The 16,517-nt window shown below is 36.3% G+C and carries 16 protein-coding genes; 10 read left to right on the top strand and 6 right to left on the bottom strand.

Translation table 11 applies throughout. The features are described from left to right. The first annotated feature begins 191 nt into the window (after positions 1–191). The 8 genes from GM418_RS04380 to GM418_RS04415 all read left to right on the top strand — a co-directional run bounded on the left by GM418_RS04380 (position 192) and on the right by GM418_RS04415 (position 7,459). Positions 192–497, top strand: coding sequence for a hypothetical protein (locus GM418_RS04380; RefSeq protein ID WP_158863530.1), 306 nt, complete (start codon positions 192–194; stop codon positions 495–497). Beyond that, complete coding sequence (locus tag GM418_RS04385; RefSeq protein ID WP_158863532.1) at positions 494–2,884, top strand: ABC transporter permease; 2,391 nt, start codon at positions 494–496, stop codon at positions 2,882–2,884. The genes GM418_RS04380 and GM418_RS04385 overlap by 4 nt, the downstream gene beginning before the upstream one ends. 31 nt (positions 2,885–2,915) lie before the next feature. Then, complete coding sequence (locus tag GM418_RS04390; protein WP_158863534.1) at positions 2,916–3,074, top strand: hypothetical protein; 159 nt, start codon at positions 2,916–2,918, stop codon at positions 3,072–3,074. A 142-nt stretch (positions 3,075–3,216) separates the two neighbouring features. Beyond that, complete coding sequence (locus GM418_RS04395; protein ID WP_158863536.1) at positions 3,217–3,573, top strand: MotA/TolQ/ExbB proton channel family protein; 357 nt, start codon at positions 3,217–3,219, stop codon at positions 3,571–3,573. Positions 3,574–3,732: 159 nt separating this feature from the next. Beyond that, positions 3,733–4,497 carry a DUF5995 family protein gene (locus tag GM418_RS04400; protein ID WP_158863538.1) on the top strand — a complete coding sequence of 255 codons (765 nt, stop codon included), beginning with the start codon at positions 3,733–3,735 and terminating at the stop codon, positions 4,495–4,497. 401 nt (positions 4,498–4,898) lie between these two features. After that, entirely contained in the window at positions 4,899–5,492 is a 594-nt protein-coding gene (locus tag GM418_RS04405) for a class I SAM-dependent methyltransferase (RefSeq protein WP_158863540.1), read from the top strand. 405 nt (positions 5,493–5,897) lie between these two features. After that, positions 5,898–6,134, top strand: coding sequence for a T9SS type A sorting domain-containing protein (locus GM418_RS04410; RefSeq protein ID WP_158863542.1), 237 nt, complete (start codon positions 5,898–5,900; stop codon positions 6,132–6,134). 140 nt (positions 6,135–6,274) lie between these two features. Further along, positions 6,275–7,459, top strand: a complete 1,185-nt coding sequence (locus tag GM418_RS04415) for a 6-bladed beta-propeller (protein ID WP_158863544.1) — start codon at positions 6,275–6,277, stop codon at positions 7,457–7,459. Here the strand turns inward: GM418_RS04415 and ftcD are convergent. The 3 genes from ftcD to GM418_RS04430 all read right to left on the bottom strand — a co-directional run bounded on the left by ftcD (position 7,456) and on the right by GM418_RS04430 (position 11,025). Then, positions 7,456–9,150 carry a glutamate formimidoyltransferase gene (ftcD, locus tag GM418_RS04420; protein WP_158863546.1) on the bottom strand — a complete coding sequence of 565 codons (1,695 nt, stop codon included), beginning with the start codon at positions 9,148–9,150 and terminating at the stop codon, positions 7,456–7,458. The two genes, GM418_RS04415 and ftcD, sit on opposite strands and share 4 nt — an antisense overlap. 81 nt (positions 9,151–9,231) lie before the next feature. After that, positions 9,232–10,485 (bottom strand): imidazolonepropionase, encoded by a 1,254-nt coding sequence (gene hutI / locus GM418_RS04425; RefSeq protein ID WP_158863548.1) that lies wholly within the window; start codon positions 10,483–10,485, stop codon positions 9,232–9,234. A gap of 369 nt (positions 10,486–10,854) precedes the next feature. Then, positions 10,855–11,025 (bottom strand): DUF362 domain-containing protein, encoded by a 171-nt coding sequence (locus GM418_RS04430; protein ID WP_158863550.1) that lies wholly within the window; start codon positions 11,023–11,025, stop codon positions 10,855–10,857. Between the two features lie 385 nt (positions 11,026–11,410). On the opposite strand from GM418_RS04430, the gene GM418_RS04435 reads away from it, so the two are divergent. After that, the gene (locus GM418_RS04435) at positions 11,411–12,226 is read left to right on the top strand and encodes a ZIP family metal transporter (RefSeq protein WP_158863552.1); all 816 of its coding nucleotides are present in this window, start codon (positions 11,411–11,413) and stop codon (positions 12,224–12,226) included. Here GM418_RS04435 and nth read toward each other — a convergent pair. Then, positions 12,223–12,882 carry an endonuclease III gene (nth, locus tag GM418_RS04440; protein ID WP_158863554.1) on the bottom strand — a complete coding sequence of 220 codons (660 nt, stop codon included), beginning with the start codon at positions 12,880–12,882 and terminating at the stop codon, positions 12,223–12,225. The two genes, GM418_RS04435 and nth, sit on opposite strands and share 4 nt — an antisense overlap. Positions 12,883–13,131: 249 nt before the next feature. On the opposite strand from nth, the gene GM418_RS04445 reads away from it, so the two are divergent. After that, the gene (locus GM418_RS04445; protein WP_158863556.1) at positions 13,132–15,009 is read left to right on the top strand and encodes an ABC-F family ATP-binding cassette domain-containing protein; all 1,878 of its coding nucleotides are present in this window, start codon (positions 13,132–13,134) and stop codon (positions 15,007–15,009) included. A 17-nt stretch (positions 15,010–15,026) separates the two neighbouring features. Here GM418_RS04445 and GM418_RS04450 read toward each other — a convergent pair whose 3' ends face one another. Both GM418_RS04450 and folD read right to left on the bottom strand, forming a co-directional pair. Further along, a complete protein-coding gene (locus tag GM418_RS04450; RefSeq protein ID WP_158863558.1) occupies positions 15,027–15,404 on the bottom strand; it encodes a DUF3276 family protein in 378 nt (125 codons plus the stop codon). A 187-nt stretch (positions 15,405–15,591) separates the two neighbouring features. Further along, on the bottom strand, positions 15,592–16,467 hold the full coding sequence (gene folD / locus GM418_RS04455) for a bifunctional methylenetetrahydrofolate dehydrogenase/methenyltetrahydrofolate cyclohydrolase FolD (RefSeq protein ID WP_158863560.1): 876 nt from the start codon (positions 16,465–16,467) through the stop codon (positions 15,592–15,594). Between the last annotated feature and the right edge of the window lie 50 nt (positions 16,468–16,517).

The raw sequence follows: 16,517 nt of genomic DNA on the forward strand, positions 1-16,517 counted from the left end.
GTATTCGCTGCTATTTATCTACGAATTGCAGCTTTTGTCGGTGGCATTGCATATAAAACCCTTGTTTTAGTTTTCCGGTCTCTTTTCTGCGGAAACTGACATAAAAAGCTCCATCCGTCGCAAATAAATGTTATGAATGATATTCAGCAATATCTTTGATTTTATGTTCCTTAACCGGATAAAAAAATCGTATGATTCGACACCTAAATTTTATACTGTCAATTGTCCTTTTACTTTTTATAAGTTCTTGCGGGAAAACCAAAGAGACAATTTTGAAAGAAGCCTGGATTGAAAAACCGGTTTCAGAATGGCCCGACCTGATAATGACAAATACGGTGGAATTTTCCGATACAACATACAAAAACATTGGTGACGTTTTCCTGGTGGACACAGGATCGGACACACTGGCTATAAGCTGTAAACACATCTTTATGATTTTCAGGAATGAAACAAATAATAAAATTAATTCAATTTCTAAAAATGCTTACGAATCATGAATCTGATAATTCTAAAATTAGCCATTAAGAATTTGTTTGGAAGAGACAAAACATCGCTTTTAAGTATTTTGGGCTTAGCCATTGCCCTGGTGTCAACGTTTTATATTTACTCCTATGTATCTTTCGAATTAAGCTACGACAGTCAGCACAAAAAAGCAAAACGGATATACCGGATCAGCGGAGACATTATTGCCGCTGAAAACACAGCTACACATGCGGTTTTGGGCCCACTTTTGAGCCCCGAACTAAAAAACCACTTCGCTGTGGTGGAAGCGTTTACACGTTTGATTCCTATCCGTCAGCAGACTGTACTTGAATACCACAACCAACAATTTATTGTTGAAGAAGCCTATTCTGCTGACCCCGATGTTTTTAATATTTTTAGCCTTGAGTTTATTTATGGAAGTAATGACAATATTTTTAATAATCCGGACGAAATAGTAATCAATGAAAGCCTAAGTAAAAAAATATTTGACGATGTAAATCCAATCGGCGAATCGTTAATAAAAGATGGACAGCTTCTAAAAATAGCAGGTGTTGTAAAGGACTCTCCTGAAAATTCGCACCATAAATTAAATGTGCTGTTCTCGATTGGCAACAGATGGAGCAAGCTCGAAAATTTATCACCGGTTCAAATTTCAGAAGGATATTGGATGCCTTCTGCCTACCATTTTATTCTTTTGAAACCCAATACCAGTATCATATCAATAACTGATAACTTCGATTCATTTTATAAAAAATACATGGCCGAATTTGGCAATGCCATTAATGCAAAATTCAAACCTGTTGCGGTATCTTTAAAAGAATTACATTTTTCGCGTCATATGGATTACGATCTTCAAAAAGGGAATAAAACTTATATCTATTTACTGATAATGATTGGTCTTTTTATCCTTTCGGTTGCCATTATCAATTATGCCAATCTGTTATTCACCCAAAATATAATACAATCAAAAAAAATTGGCATTAAAAAAATACTGGGAGCCTCGCACTTTACCCTATACAAACAATTTACAGCTAATTCCTTCTTTTTTATATTCACTTCATTCGTACTCGCTTATTTAATTTATTTTTTTAGCTTGTCTGCTTTAATATCGGTTACGAATATCGATAAAACGGTATTTCATATTTTAAAAATATTTAAACTTTCTGCTGTTCTTTTGGTAGCACTTGTTCTTATTACTTCTTCCATTTCCTTTGTTAATCAGATGGGAAAGGAGGGCATAAAATTGCTCCACCCTTTTTCGTTAAAAGTGCTCGGCCCAACAAATTACAGGTTTGGAATATCTTCAACCGTAATACAATATACTTTATCGAGTATACTGATTATTTCGATGATAATTATTACCCGCCAAATTAACTTTTTACTACAAAGCGATATGGGGTTTAATAAAGAGAATATTTTAATTATTGATTTAAACAACCTTGCCGGAACAGGAAAAAACATTAATCCGTTTTTAAACGAAATCCAGAGGAACCCGCAAATAAAAAATGTCGCCCTGTCAACAAATATTCCCGGCAATATTATGGGTACAAGCCACTTTCAGATACAACGCAATGGAGAAACCGTGACCAAAATTGTTAAGACAATGGGTGTTGATTATCAGTATATTCCAACGCTGGATTTGCATTTAAAAGAAGGGCGAAATTTCGCAAAAACATTTAAAGACAGCAGCTTTAACTCGATAATTATTAATGAAGCTTTTATTGATTTTTGTGGTTTTAACGGGGATATGATTGGCCAAAAACTGGCCGGAGATTCCAAAGTTATTGGCGTGTTAAAAAACGCCCGGTTCAACTCGCTACATAATCCAGCCGAACCGATGGTGCTTTATTTAGGAAATAACAAAATGAAATATTTAAACATAAAACTTGAAAGTAGTGACTTAAAAAATGCCGTTCAGTCAATCGAAAAAACCTGGAATAATATTTATCCCGAAGTTCTTTTTGACACTCAATTTCTTGATAACAGAATAGCTCTGTTATACGACAAAGACCAGCAAATAAATACATTAATAAAACTATTTACCTTTATCAGCCTTCTAATTTCAATTATGGGGCTGGTAAATCTTTCAACAATTCTAACAAAAAGTAAAACAAAAGAAATTGGCATTCGGAAAGCAAATGGTGCCAATACCCTTGGAATTTTATTATTGCTAAATACAAAATTTATTAAGTGGGTAGCATTTGCGTTTATTCTGGCCATTCCTGCCGCCTATTTTATTATGAATAACTGGCTTCACGGCTTTGCAAATAAAATTAATCTGAGTTGGTGGATTTTTGGACTTGCCGGAGTACTTGTTTTCGGAATTGCATTGCTAACTGTAAATTTAAACAGCTGGAATGCGGCGAGAAGAAATCCGGTTGAAGCACTGAGATATGAATAAAATTTAAATAACCTGATAATTTACATAAACGATGAAAACAAAACTCATTTATCTGATCTTAATGACGTTAGTTATTTGCTTTAATGCAACTGCGCAATTGGAAGGCAAAAAGTTTAGTACAAAAGTGGAAGGAATTGGAGAAATCAAGCAGGAATTGTCTTTTCAATCCTTTCAAATCCGATATCGATAAATTAAGAGTCTGTCAAGAAATAAAAAACAAAAATGGAAAGACACTTTTAGCCTGTTTGTATCACGCAGTAAAATTTCTTTACAATTCTAATCAGGAGTAATTGTAAATATTATTCAATACAACTAATTTTAAAACATAAATTATGAAATCAATTATCGGAAAATTTATTGATGGAGGCCCCGTTTTTACCGTCGTTATCTTTATTTGCCTGATTGTAATTCTGGCCTTGTTTTTTCTTGCGCTGGTAAAAAAGGGCGACAATCAGAAATCGAAAGAACTGATGACACACATTGGCTGGTTTGCCGTTGCCTGGGGATTTATGGGGCGTACTTTTGGACTTATCAGTGCATTTAATGCTGTTGAAGCAAGTGGAGAACTCACCCCAAAACTGCTTGCCGGAGGGTTAAAAATGGCACTTGTTGACCCGCTTTTTGGAATATTTGTTTTTGTTGTAGCGCGTCTGGCTATAATTATATTAGTTTCACTTCAGAAAAAATAAGATTTTAATCTTCTTAAAGGCTGACGTCAACCTTACAAAATCATTGCCTGATAAAATAATCAAAGAATCCGGTTTTTGCCGGATTTATTTATTTTCATTCAACTCTTTCATTCGTAAACTGTTTACATTCAAAAGATTTCAAAAAAAATCTCAAAGCGAATGAACCGGGAATTTATACAAACCATCGACGATGTAATATCGGTACTGGAAACGATTATCAACGAAACTGCAAAAAATGAAAATCCATTGGGCTATTTTGCCGTTCTGTATCAAAAAGTAACCGTCAACGTCAAAAAGGGAATAGAGAATGATTATTTTGATGATGGGAAACGAATGGAAAAACTGGATGTAATTTTTGCCAAACGATACATTGATGCTTATTTCGCATGGAATCAAAAACAATGGGTTACACACTCCTGGGAAAAAACGTTCGAATTGGAAAAGAACAATAAAATGTTGGTTCTTCAGCACCTTTTGTTGGGAATGAATGCACACATTAACCTCGACCTGGGAATTGCTGCAGCAGAAATTTCGGCAAACAAAAATATTCAGGAATTAAAAACTGATTTTAATAAAATAAACGAAATCCTTTCGTCTTTGGTAGATGAAGTTCAATTTGGTCTTTCCGCCATTTGGCCGGCATTAAAATGGATACTTTCGAAATCGGGAAAACTTGATAATTACCTGGTTGATTTTAGCATGGAAATTGCCCGCGACGGAGCCTGGAATTTTGCAAATACAGTTGCAGGTCAGGAATCAGACAAATGGCCCGATGAAATAAAACTCAGAGACGCTGCAGTTGCTGAGAAATCAAAAATTATTACCCATTCAAAAAAATGGATTCAATTTCTTTTATGGATAATTCGGCTGGGAGAAAGAGGCACTGTTTCTGAAAAAATGAAAAAACTAAGCGGGATGGCTTAAAAATTCTGTTAATCACGGTCTAATAAAATCAATATCTCCGGAAAACACACTTTTTAGAAAAACTGCTTTTTATCATTTTAACGTGGCTTTTATGCAGCCCCTATATTGATAACAAGAGAAAATCATCGTCGGAACCATAACAAACAAACTACAAATTTACGACCTCATCTTTTCGAAATTATGTTTATTTTTAAAATGTCAAAAACCGAAATTCGTTAAATTACCTTTTCCAATGAAAAGTAAAAATTATCTATATAAAACAGTTACCAAGCTAAAGTAGCTGAATAACACTTTTTATAGCCTTTGAACTGAGTAAAACGTCATTCGCTTATAAACCATATGAGGACAACTTACGGAAAATAAACTGTTCAGACATAATAAAAATATTGATTTAAGTTAAAATGAAATTAGAAAATCAAGGGGCAAAACCAACAGGAACAATAGGAAAGATCATAGGAAGGCTAATGAATAAATTTCATACTTCTTTATACACATCTTATTTAAACACAAAAGACATTCCTGATAATTACAGAATTCTTGATATTGGATGTGGTGGTGGAAAATTTTTGAACTATTTATCACAACGAAGTGACGGATTTATTTTATGGGGACTTGACCATTCAAAAGAAATGATTGATTTATCGGGCCAATTAAACAGAGAGGATTTAAAAAAAGGAAGACTGAAACTGTTAAAAGGTTCAGTTCATAAAATTGATATAGCCAACAATTCTCTTGACTTGGTCACCGCATTTGAGACCATCCAATTTTGGCCGGATATCGATATTGCATTGTCCGAGGTTTTTAGGATTTTAGATAAAGAAGGTAAATTCTTAATAATAAACAGATACCCAAAGAAAGGAACAAAGTGGTGGAAAATGGCAAATATAAAATCAGAGGAAGATTATAAAACAAAGTTGGAAAACGTAGGTTTTTGTAATGTTTCAATTGATTTGAATTTTAAGAATGGTTGGATTATAACAGAAGGGGAAAAATAAATAAGCTTCACACAACAACTATGTTTATACAAAACAGGCAGGGAACCAGTACATTTAATGCGGAAGCCCGGTTAAAACCACTACAAACCAACAAACAAAACCTTACACCACACACACTATACAATGGAAATCTCTGACAAGTCGGGATCAAAAAAAGTTTCAATCAAAATTCAAACGCTCAGCAGACAATTTAACAGGAGCATTTAATACACAATTTCACTATTTAACCGCAAACGGAGTATATGAATTGAAAGCATGGGAGAATTGCGAACTCTTTGATTCTAATAATATTGAATACACACAAGGGGGGGTAAAAATCGTTTAGATTATCTGGATAAAATTTTTGAGAATCCTTCATTTATTACAAACACAGCGAAACAAAAACTGGTTGATAAAACAGCAGAATTGAAAATATACCCCAATCCGGCGCGTTTGTATTTCTATTTTGAAGTTACAAAAGATGATTGTGTAATTAAAAAAATATCAATATTTAACTTTTTGGGGCAGTCGTCGATTGTAAAAATGCCATACAAAAACAGCGGAAAAATTGATATTTCAACCTTAAATGACGGAATATATTTGATTGTCACTGATTTCAACGATGGCTCCAGAGAAGTGGAAAAACTAATCATAAAGAAATAACGAAATACAAATATTTTTAAATTAATGGCAGGAAAGGCGCAACTACAAAAGCCGGAAATCTTTGTTTCATTGCAATTTGCAGACAAATACTTATTGCAAAAAAATATTTATTTTTAACTTACAAAAATACAACTTACATTATGAAAAATCCTTCAACACTTATTTGTCTCTTTCTTATTTTCCTTGCTTTTTTCAGCTGCACAAAAACAGAAAAAAAATCACAAAACATCCTTTATTTTGATTTAACGCAAAACTATGATGAAATCGAAATTGATTTGGATGAGTATGTTGCCGACATCCGCACAATACAGCTTGAAACCAATGAAAATACCTTGCTTCGGCATTTTAAAGGTTTTGTTGGTGAAAAATATATCGTTTCGGTTGATTATGATAAGCTGCTTCTATTTTCCGGAGACGGAAAGTACATTACTACAATAACAAAAAAAGGAAAGGGACCGAATGAATTCACACAAATTGACGCCTGGACAGTAGATGAAAATAATCACTGTTTTTACTTTCATGATTACTCAAAAAACTATATTTACAGGTATGACCTTGAAAATAGGGTATATCTTTCAGATATACCATTTGAATCAAAAGGATACCTTCAAAATATTGAACTGTTTAACGATTCTGTGCTCGCCATTCTTCCCGGAATGTTTTCCGCTTATGGTTATCTATATTTTTTCCAGGAGTTTAACGGCAAAATCTTAGACGGGATAAAAAAAGAACCAGTGCCTCATCCCGGAACGTGGGCCGGGGCATCGCCTGCCTTTTCAAAATGGGGAAAAAACTCAATTGTTTTGCAACCTTCAGGCTCCGACACAGTATTTCAAATTAATCAGTCTGAAAAGAATCCGTGGTTGATCTTCGACTTAGAAAACGCACAAAAAACGGGTGACAAAACCGTATTTACAACCGGGGGCGTTCTCTTTAGCGACAACGAAAAACTATTTCTTGAAAAGAATAAATTCGAAAAAACAGTGACTGAATTTTCTGCCAGTATGAGAAGCCTGAGCACGGAACAGCTTATTTTCAATTTAAAAAGCGGGAAGATGCACAGTATCAGCAAAATAACTATGCAGTTCAACAAAATTGAAATACCCCTAAATATAGTTGGTTTTCAAAATAATAACCGTTTAGTGGTGTCAATTCAGGCAGCGTCTTTTAAATCGTTGCTGAAAGAAGCCCAAAAAAATAAAAATCTCACAGAAACAGAAATTCAAAAATTAAATGCATTTGACCAAAGTTTATCTATAGATGATAATCCAATTATTATTACAGGAGTGTGTAAACAGGATATACGAGATTTGAAATCTATCTAATCAATTTTACTGTTCACAATTTCCAAAATTTCTTTTTCTTTTTCCCTTGCTGAACGGAGCAAATTCTCCGCTTGCATTAATATTTGAGAAAGCCGGTTTTTGTCCTCATAACCCGTGGCATTTATTTTTACATTCAGGAAAGCTCCTTCAACGGCGGTACGAGCGCAAAGTGCTCCCACTCCGGCATCCGACACCGAGTTGGGATTTCCTGCTTCGGCCATTGCTTTCATTACTTCCATTGAATCAAAGGAAAGCTGCATAACTTTAAACGGAACCTCAATCGCATTTTTTGTTGCCTCCTGAATGGCTCTTTTTCGGTTTGTCTTTTCCTCTTCAGTTGATTTTGGCATAGCAAATGCAGTCATAATTTGATTAAAAGCCCCGGTGTCATCGTCAACACAATTGAGCAACACCGAATGAAAATATTTCCCTTTCTCTGCCCAATTGGAGAATTCTCCCCAACGTTCGTCCCAACCCCTTTTGTGCGCAGAAAGGTTAGCCACCATTGTTCCCAACGCAGCCCCCAGTGAACCTACATAAGCTGAAATTGATCCACCTCCGGGAGCCGGAGACTCAGAAGCCGTTTCTTCGGAAAACTGTTTCAGGGTTTGATCGATCAGCTTTTTTCCGGTGTTTTCTGCAATTACATATTCAATAATCTTTTTCTTTGGCTCAAAAGGTCCAAGCTCGTCGAGGCCAAGCGATTTAACAGCAATTTTTATAATTTCTTCATCAGCAATTCCAAGTGAGCGCTGTTGTTTTTGCAAAAAATATTTTCCTGCGTCAAGCATGGCGCTGAGCGGAATCAATCCAACCAACTCCGAACCGGTCACTCGCAATCCACGTTCGCGGGCACGTTCACAAACTTCATCAAAAGCAACATGAACTGGTGTAACTGTTATATCGGTTAGATTAATTGAAATTTGAGCAACTCCATATTCCTCAATATACCAGCCAATTGCACGAGTTTTTTTTAAACTTCCCGGGGTACGCACCGGTTCACCATTTTCATCGGTAACAATCTTACCTGTTAAGGAATTTCCTTCACGTTTTACCCGGCCTGCTTCACGAATATCAAATGCAATTGCATTTGCCCTGCGGGTAGATGTTGTATTTAGATTTACATTGTAGGCCACCAAAAAATTACGTGCCCCAATAGCAGTGGCTCCGCTCCCCGCCACTCTTTCCGACCATTTATCGGGGCCAAAATCCGGTTTCCATTTTTCGGTTGAAATTCGATCTTTTAATCCTTCGTATTCTCCAGATCGACAATTTGCCAAACTTCTTCGTTCGCTTTTAAAAGCAGCAAATTCATAACAAAACACCGGAATTCCCAACTCCGTTCCTACTCTTTGAGCAAGCTCCCGGGCAAACTGTACAGCTTCCTCCATGCTGACATTAGCCACGGGCACCAACGGACAAACATCGGTGGCTCCAAAACGGGGATGCTCGCCTTTGTGTTTGCTCATATTTACGATTTCGGCAGCCTTTTTTATGCCGCGAAAAGCAGCTTCAATCACAAATTCCGGCTCACCAACAAAAGTCACAACCGTTCGATTGGTTGCTTTTCCCGGGTCAACGTCCAGCAATTTTACTTCTGAAACACTCTCGATGGCATCGGTAATTTGTTTAATTTTATTTAAATCCCTGCCTTCTGAGAAATTCGGCACACACTCTATTAGTTTATTCATGAAACAAATATTTTCGTCAACGATTTAAACCCGAAAATAATCAACCCTTCAGGAAATGCATATGATATTTTTCATCTGAGTTTATAAGGTTTGTACTTCTCCGTTCAGAATAACAGTTTCAATAAGATTTGAACCAAAACTGTAGGGTATGTATTCAATTCCCGGAATTTCAGAAGTAATAAAAAGATTTGCTGTCTTTCCGCGGGCAACACTCCCCAACCTGTCTGAAATTCCCATGGCATAGGCAGAATTAATGGTAGTTGCATTTATCACTTCTTCCGGCAACATATTGTATTTAATACACCCCAGTGAAGAAATAAAACTCATATTTCCGCTTGGCGATGACCCCGGATTGTAATCAGAGGCCAATGCAACCGGCAAGCCAGCATTAATCATTTCACGAACCGGAGACAGTTTCATATTTAAAAAAAATGCTGCTCCCGGCAAAACGGTTGGCATTGTTTCCGTATTTTTTAATGCGTCAATTTCATCTTTTCCCATGTGTTCCAGATGGTCAACAGAAATTGCTCCGTACTTAACCCCGGCCTGAACACCTCCGGTTTTTCCCAGTTCATTGGCATGAATCTTTGGCTTTAATCCGTATTTTATTCCGGCCATTAAGATCCGTTCGGTATCTTCAACTGAGAAGAATCCTCGATCGCAAAACACATCAATAAAATCAGCCAAATCTTCACCGGCAACCTGAGGAATCATTTCATTGATAACCAAATCAACATAATCAGACTTTCTGTTTTTAAACTCTGCCGGAATAGCGTGAGCTCCCAAAAATGTTGCCCGTATACATAAAGGTGTTGTTTCCCTTAACCAGCGAATCACACGGAGCATTTTTAATTCATCTTTAGTATTTAAACCATAGCCGCTTTTAATTTCTACTGCCCCCGTACCCATTTTAATAATTTCAATTACCCTCTCCATCGCACTGTTATATAACTCCTGCTCCGACTTTTCGTGCAGTAATTTTGCTGAATTTAAAATTCCGCCGCCACGTTTTGCTATTTCTTCATAGGAAAGTCCACTGATTCTGTCTACAAATTCTTTCTCTCTGGAACCGGGATAAACCAAATGCGTATGCGAATCGCAATAGCTTGGATACACCAACCGGTCAGAACAATCTATTTCAATCAGCAAATCATCATCCATATAAACATCTTTCAAATGTTCCATCGGACCAAACTCTTCTATTATCTCATCGCGGATAATTAAAAAAGCATTGGGTATATTGGTTAACCTGGACATCTCTTCTCCGGCCCTGAATAAAACAGGATAATCCTCGGTCTGAACAAGAAGTTTTATGTTTTCAAGTAATATCTTCATCTGTAAATCTTTAATATGTATATAAAAGTTACAAAAAGGTTTTCACAAATCATAAAGTCCGTTTTGTAATAATAGGATAATTGGAAATATAAATGGTTGTCAAAAATCATGAAGAGGGTTTAATTCCGTTTTTTAACAAAATTCTCTCAGGCAAAGTCGGAAAATCTTATTGGGAAAAAACATTACGTCGACACTGTTTGGTTGGTACAATAAACAAACGAATGACAGCTGCCCCTGGTATCTTTTGTTTTCTTCAACTGTTGAGGAAATCACCGGTTATTCCTGTCACATTCAAGCTAAAATTCAGGAAAAATAAAAAAAGCCTGCTCATCTTATGAACAGGCTTCAAAGTTTTATGTTGACCGGATCTTATTCGTCTATCGAAATAGCTTCTACCGGGCAAACTTCCGCGCATGAACCACAGTCGGTGCAAAGTTCAGCATCAATTACATAGATATCACCTTCAGAAATTGCATCAACCGGGCATTCATCGATACACGTTCCGCATGCAATACATTCATCAGAAATTTTATATGCCATAGCAATGAATTTTTATAAATTAAACATGTATGTTTCAGCAAATGTACGAAGTTTCACATAAAATCAAATAACCATAAGTATTAATTTACACACATCACGACACACCATCCGTAAAACACTAAAAACAAACAACTTAAACCTTAACAAAACACTAATATAGAATTAATCTATTTTTGCTACTTTTGTAATACTTTCGTCAACATATGATAATTAGCGGAAAGACTTTTACAAATTGTCAATCCTAAAATTGACGGGGGTTTTCAAAAAAATAATTTTGAAAAAGATAAATAATAATGCTCAAATTTTACAATTTTGCCTGACATTATAAAAAAAGTTTTGTGATAATAGCTTTCAACCAAATTAAACATATATTTAACCTTAAAAAATGCATTACAAAACACTTTTAGAAATAAACCCAATTTTACTTGCGCTTTTTGCGGCTTTGTTTACCTGGGGGGTAACAGCATTGGGTGCATCCATGGTTTTTTTCTTTAAGAAAATAAATCAGAAAGTATTAAACTCAATGCTTGGTTTTGCGGCCGGAGTTATGATTGCAGCCAGTTTTTGGTCGCTTTTAGCGCCGGCCATCGAAATGTCGGAAAAACAGGGAGGAATCCCATGGGTTCCCGCAGTAGTTGGGTTTCTTGCTGGCGGAGCCTTCTTATTAGCGATTGATAAAATCCTTCCTCACCTCCATCTTGGTCAAAAACTCGATAAAGCTGAAGGGATAAAAACATCGTGGAAAAGAAGTGTTTTACTGGTGTTGGCAATAACTCTTCATAATATCCCGGAAGGTTTAGCAGTTGGCGTTGCTTTTGGGGCGCTCTCCAACAACCCTGATACAGGTGCACTGGCAGGAGCAGTTGCTTTAGCTTTAGGAATTGGCTTGCAAAACTTCCCTGAAGGAGCCGCTGTGTCAATCCCGCTTCGGCGAGAAGGCTTTTCAAGATTAAAAGCTTTTAATTATGGACAGCTATCGGGAATTGTAGAACCCATTGCAGCGGTAATTGGAGCTTACCTTGTTTTAATTATGACACCAATTCTCCCTTATGCATTATCTTTTGCTGCCGGAGCAATGATTTTTGTTGTTGTCGAAGAATTAATCCCGGAATCGCAAACCGGTGACGAATCCGATCTTTCGACAGTAGGTGCAATGCTGGGATTTGCAACAATGATGCTCCTGGATGTAGCCCTGGGTTAAACGGCACTTATTTTTTCTTTATTCTGCTGAATATAATATTTACATACCTCGGTGAGCCCACATTTCTCACATCTTGGTTTCCGCGCAATACAAACATAACGCCCGTGCAGAATAAGCCAATGGTGTGCTTTGGGAACCAATTCCTCTGGAATATATTTCATTAACTGGAGTTCGGTTGCCAAAGGTGTTTTTGCATTTGTACTCAAACCAATGCGGGCAGCTACTCTAAAAACATGTGTATCGACTGCCAACGCAGGCTTATTGTACACCACCGAGGCGATAACATTCGCTGTCTTTCGGCCAACACCGGGGAGTTTTTGCAAATCGTCAACGTCGCTTGGCACCTCTCCATCAAATAACTCGATGAGTTTCCGGGCCATTTCAACCAGATGTTTGGATTTGTTGTTTGGATAAGAGCAACTTTTTATATAATCAAAAACTTCGGCGGATTCTGCTTCAGCCATTTTTTGAGGAGTGGGAAAACGTTTTAAAAGATCCGGGGTAATTTGGTTTACACGCTTATCGGTGCACTGGGCAGATAAAATAACTGCCACAATCAAATCAAACGGATTCGTGTACTCGAGTTCTGTTTCGGCAATTGGCATTGCTTTTTCAAAATAACGGATAACATATTCGAAAAGCTCTTTTTTACGCATATTTCTGACTTTTTCTCAAAATAATTGAAATTTCGTGAATTTGTGTGTAACAAAACACTATTTATTCAGTCCTATTAACAGATATTGTAACTACAATACCGTTTCTCCCCCCTTTTGTAGAAATGGTTTTAAGTTAACAAATTAAACAGACGTTAAAAAGCCGGTGTTGACCGGCTTTTTATTTTCAACAATTTGCAGTTTCATCTCTGAAGTTCATTTCATTTTCTATTTTTACCAAAATTTTGAGAAATGAGACCTTTTTTGCAAGTTGAAAATCTTTCAAAGAGATGGGGAGAAATCATGCTCTTCGAAAATATTTCGTTTACGATTTTCGAAGGACAAAAAGTTGCGTTAATTGCAAAAAACGGAACCGGAAAATCAACACTGCTTAATCTTCTTGCTGACAAAGATTCGCCGGATTCGGGAATAATCACCCTTACAAACGATATAAATATTGGCTATTTTGAACAAATACCAAACTTAAATCCTGAGAATACTGTTCTGGAAGAAATTTTTGAATCGGATAACCAAAAATTAAAAACAATAAAAGAGTTTGAGCTCGCCGTATCAAAAAACAATCAGAATGCAATTGCCAGCATTTCTGCTAAAATGGACGAGTTAAATGCCTGGGACTTTGAAGTTGAAATCAAACAAATTCTTACCGAGCTAAAAATTAATATTCTTGACAAACTGGTGGGAGGATTATCAGGCGGTCAACAAAAACGGTTGTCGCTTGCAAAAGTTCTGATAAACAAACCCGACCTGTTGATACTGGATGAACCAACAAACCACCTTGACCTGGAAATGATTGAATGGTTGGAGGCTTACCTTGAAAAAACAAAATCGACACTTTTAATGGTCACACACGACCGCTATTTTCTCGACCGTGTTTGTAACGAGATCATAGAAATGGAAGACAACCAGATATACCGATATCTGGGAAACTATTCTTATTTTCTTCAGAAACGAGATGAGCGAATTGAAATTCAACAGGCTACGGTTTCAAAAGCAAAGAACCTCTTACGTACGGAAATGGAATGGATGCGTCGAATGCCCAAAGCCCGCAGCCACAAAGCAAAATACAGGATCGATTCGTTTTATGATTTAAAAGACAAGGCATCACAAAAAATAAAAGAAGAAAATGTAAATCTGAATGTAAAATCAGCCCGGCTTGGCAAAAAGATTATAGAACTCGAAAATGTTTCCAAATCTTTCCCGGGGGTTAAACTGATTGAAAATTTTAGTTACAAATTTTCACGCTTTGAAAAAGTTGGAATTGTAGGAAATAACGGCACCGGAAAATCTACTTTCTTAAACCTGATAACCAACAGTCTACAACCCGATTCCGGAGCAATTGAAATCGGACAAACAATAAAATTTGGATACTACAGACAGGAAGGAATTCAGTTTGATCCAAAAGACCGGGTTATTGACGCCGTTAATAAAATTGCAGAATATATTTACTTTGAAGATGGGACAAAAATGAGTGCAACGCAAATGCTTACGCACTTTTTGTTTCCCCCGGAAACTCAATACAACTATATTGAAAAACTTAGCGGAGGCGAGCAGCGAAGATTATATTTATGTACGGTTTTAATGGAAAACCCAAACTTTCTCATCCTTGACGAGCCGACAAACGATTTGGATATCATGACTCTTAATGTTCTGGAAGAATACCTGCAGGCGTTTGCAGGATGCGTAATCGTTGTTTCGCACGACCGTTTTTTTATGGACAAAATAGTTGATCACCTTTTTGTTTTTGAAGGGAACGGAGTTGTAACTGATTTCCCGGGAAATTATACCGTTTACAGAAATAAAGTTTTGGAGGATAAAGAAAAACAGGAAGCAAAAAAAACGGCCAATGTTTCCAAAGAAAAGCCCAAGAATACTTCCAATAAAGATACAGAAAAACGCAAACTCTCTTTCAAAGAAAAAAGAGAATTTGAGCAATTGGAAAAAGACATTGCTAAATTGGAGGATAAAATAAATACAATTGAAGAAGAACTGAATTCAGGTAATTTGCCACACGATAAACTTTTTACAAAATCGGAAGAATTAACACAGATGAAGACTCAACTTGACGAAAAAGAATTTCGCTGGTTGGAATTAAGTGAATGGGAACAATAAAAAATACTGATTTTTAGCTAAATATCCTCAAAATCAACATTTGTGTAGTCTTTGGCAGGCTCATCAAGTACAACTTCTTCTTCCAAATCTGCCTCCTCTGAAGCAGACTCCGGTTGATTTTTACGAATATACCCTATTATCTCATCAAGGCTATCCGCAAACTTCTCAAAGTCTTCTTTATAAAGAAAGATTTTATGCTTTTCATAATGAAACTTACCATTATCAGCATACTTTCTTTTGCTTTCCGTAATGGTTAAATAATATTCGTCATTACGTGTGCTTTTTACATCGAAGAAATACGTTCTCTTGCCTGCTCTAATTACTTTAGAATGAATTTCCTGCCTAAAATTGCCTTCAGAACTCTTCATTCCATCCTTATTTTCAACGCTTTCCATTCTTTGTTGTTTTCGATTTTTTTTACCAATGTTAGTATTCCAAAAATAAAAAAATTATTTTAATATCCTTCTTATTGGCAATATTACCTCAACATTTACAGCACTTTGTACTAATTTATAATTATTCCATACAAACAAATAAAACCAATGAAAAACAGACAGTTAAGGAAAAGATCAGTTTCTAAGGCTATTTATAAATTGTTTTTTTTGACGCCAATAAAGTATTGTATAACAGCGAAACACGGGTCATAGGGCCAACGCCACCGGGAACCGGAGTGATGTACGAACACTTTTCAGCAACCTCTTCAAAAAGAACGTCTCCTTTTAATTTGAATCCGGATTTTGTTTTGTCTGATTTAACCCTTGTTGTTCCTACATCGATAACAACGGCACCTTCTTTTACCATATTCCCTTTTACAAATTCGGGAACCCCCATGGCAACTATCAGAATATCAGCGCTTCGGCAAACTTCTTCCAAATCTTTTGTGCGGCTATGTGCAACTGTAACCGTTGCATTATTAGCTTTTTGCGACATCAAAACACTCATTGGCCGGCCTACAATATTACTTCTTCCCAGAACCACACAATTTTTCCCGCTGGTTTCAATATTATAGCGTTTCAATAATTCAACAATTCCAAACGGTGTTGCAGAAACAAATGACGGCAGCCCAATAACCATTCTGCCCACATTAATCGGATGAAATCCGTCTACATCTTTTTTGGGATCGATGGCTTCAATTACTTTTTGCTCTGAAATATGTTTTGGCAAAGGCAACTGAACAATAAATCCGTCCAAATCTTCATCATTATTCAATTCATGAACTTTAGCCAGCAACTCTTCTTCCGTAACATCATCTTCATAACGAATAAGCGATGATTTAAAACCAACGGCCTCACAGTCTTTAATTTTGTATGCTACATAGGTTTCACTTCCACCGTCGTGGCCCACAAGAACAGCAACAAGGTGAGGTGTTTTTTCACCGTTTTCTTTCATTATCGCTACTTCAGCAGCAATTTCCTGCTTCATCTCAGCAGCAATCTTTTTTCCGTCGATTAAAATCATTTAATTTCTTTTTGAATTCCGGATATTTGCTAAACGATCAAATAAAATTC

Source organism: Maribellus comscasis, from assembly GCF_009762775.1.
Classification (GTDB): Bacteria; Bacteroidota; Bacteroidia; order Bacteroidales; family Prolixibacteraceae; genus Draconibacterium; species Draconibacterium comscasis.

Excerpts from the sequence above, each read along its gene's own strand:
- GM418_RS04380 (WP_158863530.1), top strand. The coding sequence starts at position 192 with ATGATTCGACACCTAAATTTTATACTGTCAATTGTCCTTTTACTTTTT.
- GM418_RS04385 (WP_158863532.1), top strand. The coding sequence starts at position 494 with ATGAATCTGATAATTCTAAAATTAGCCATTAAGAATTTGTTTGGAAGA.
- GM418_RS04390 (WP_158863534.1), top strand. The coding sequence starts at position 2,916 with ATGAAAACAAAACTCATTTATCTGATCTTAATGACGTTAGTTATTTGC.
- GM418_RS04395 (WP_158863536.1), top strand. The coding sequence starts at position 3,217 with ATGAAATCAATTATCGGAAAATTTATTGATGGAGGCCCCGTTTTTACC.
- GM418_RS04400 (WP_158863538.1), top strand. The coding sequence starts at position 3,733 with ATGAACCGGGAATTTATACAAACCATCGACGATGTAATATCGGTACTG.
- GM418_RS04405 (WP_158863540.1), top strand. The coding sequence starts at position 4,899 with ATGAAATTAGAAAATCAAGGGGCAAAACCAACAGGAACAATAGGAAAG.
- GM418_RS04415 (WP_158863544.1), top strand. The coding sequence starts at position 6,275 with ATGAAAAATCCTTCAACACTTATTTGTCTCTTTCTTATTTTCCTTGCT.
- ftcD (WP_158863546.1), bottom strand. The coding sequence starts at position 9,150 with ATGAATAAACTAATAGAGTGTGTGCCGAATTTCTCAGAAGGCAGGGAT.
- hutI (WP_158863548.1), bottom strand. The coding sequence starts at position 10,485 with ATGAAGATATTACTTGAAAACATAAAACTTCTTGTTCAGACCGAGGAT.
- GM418_RS04430 (WP_158863550.1), bottom strand. The coding sequence starts at position 11,025 with ATGGCATATAAAATTTCTGATGAATGTATTGCATGCGGAACGTGTATC.
- GM418_RS04435 (WP_158863552.1), top strand. The coding sequence starts at position 11,411 with ATGCATTACAAAACACTTTTAGAAATAAACCCAATTTTACTTGCGCTT.
- nth (WP_158863554.1), bottom strand. The coding sequence starts at position 12,882 with ATGCGTAAAAAAGAGCTTTTCGAATATGTTATCCGTTATTTTGAAAAA.
- GM418_RS04445 (WP_158863556.1), top strand. The coding sequence starts at position 13,132 with ATGAGACCTTTTTTGCAAGTTGAAAATCTTTCAAAGAGATGGGGAGAA.
- GM418_RS04450 (WP_158863558.1), bottom strand. The coding sequence starts at position 15,404 with ATGGAAAGCGTTGAAAATAAGGATGGAATGAAGAGTTCTGAAGGCAAT.
- folD (WP_158863560.1), bottom strand. The coding sequence starts at position 16,467 with ATGATTTTAATCGACGGAAAAAAGATTGCTGCTGAGATGAAGCAGGAA.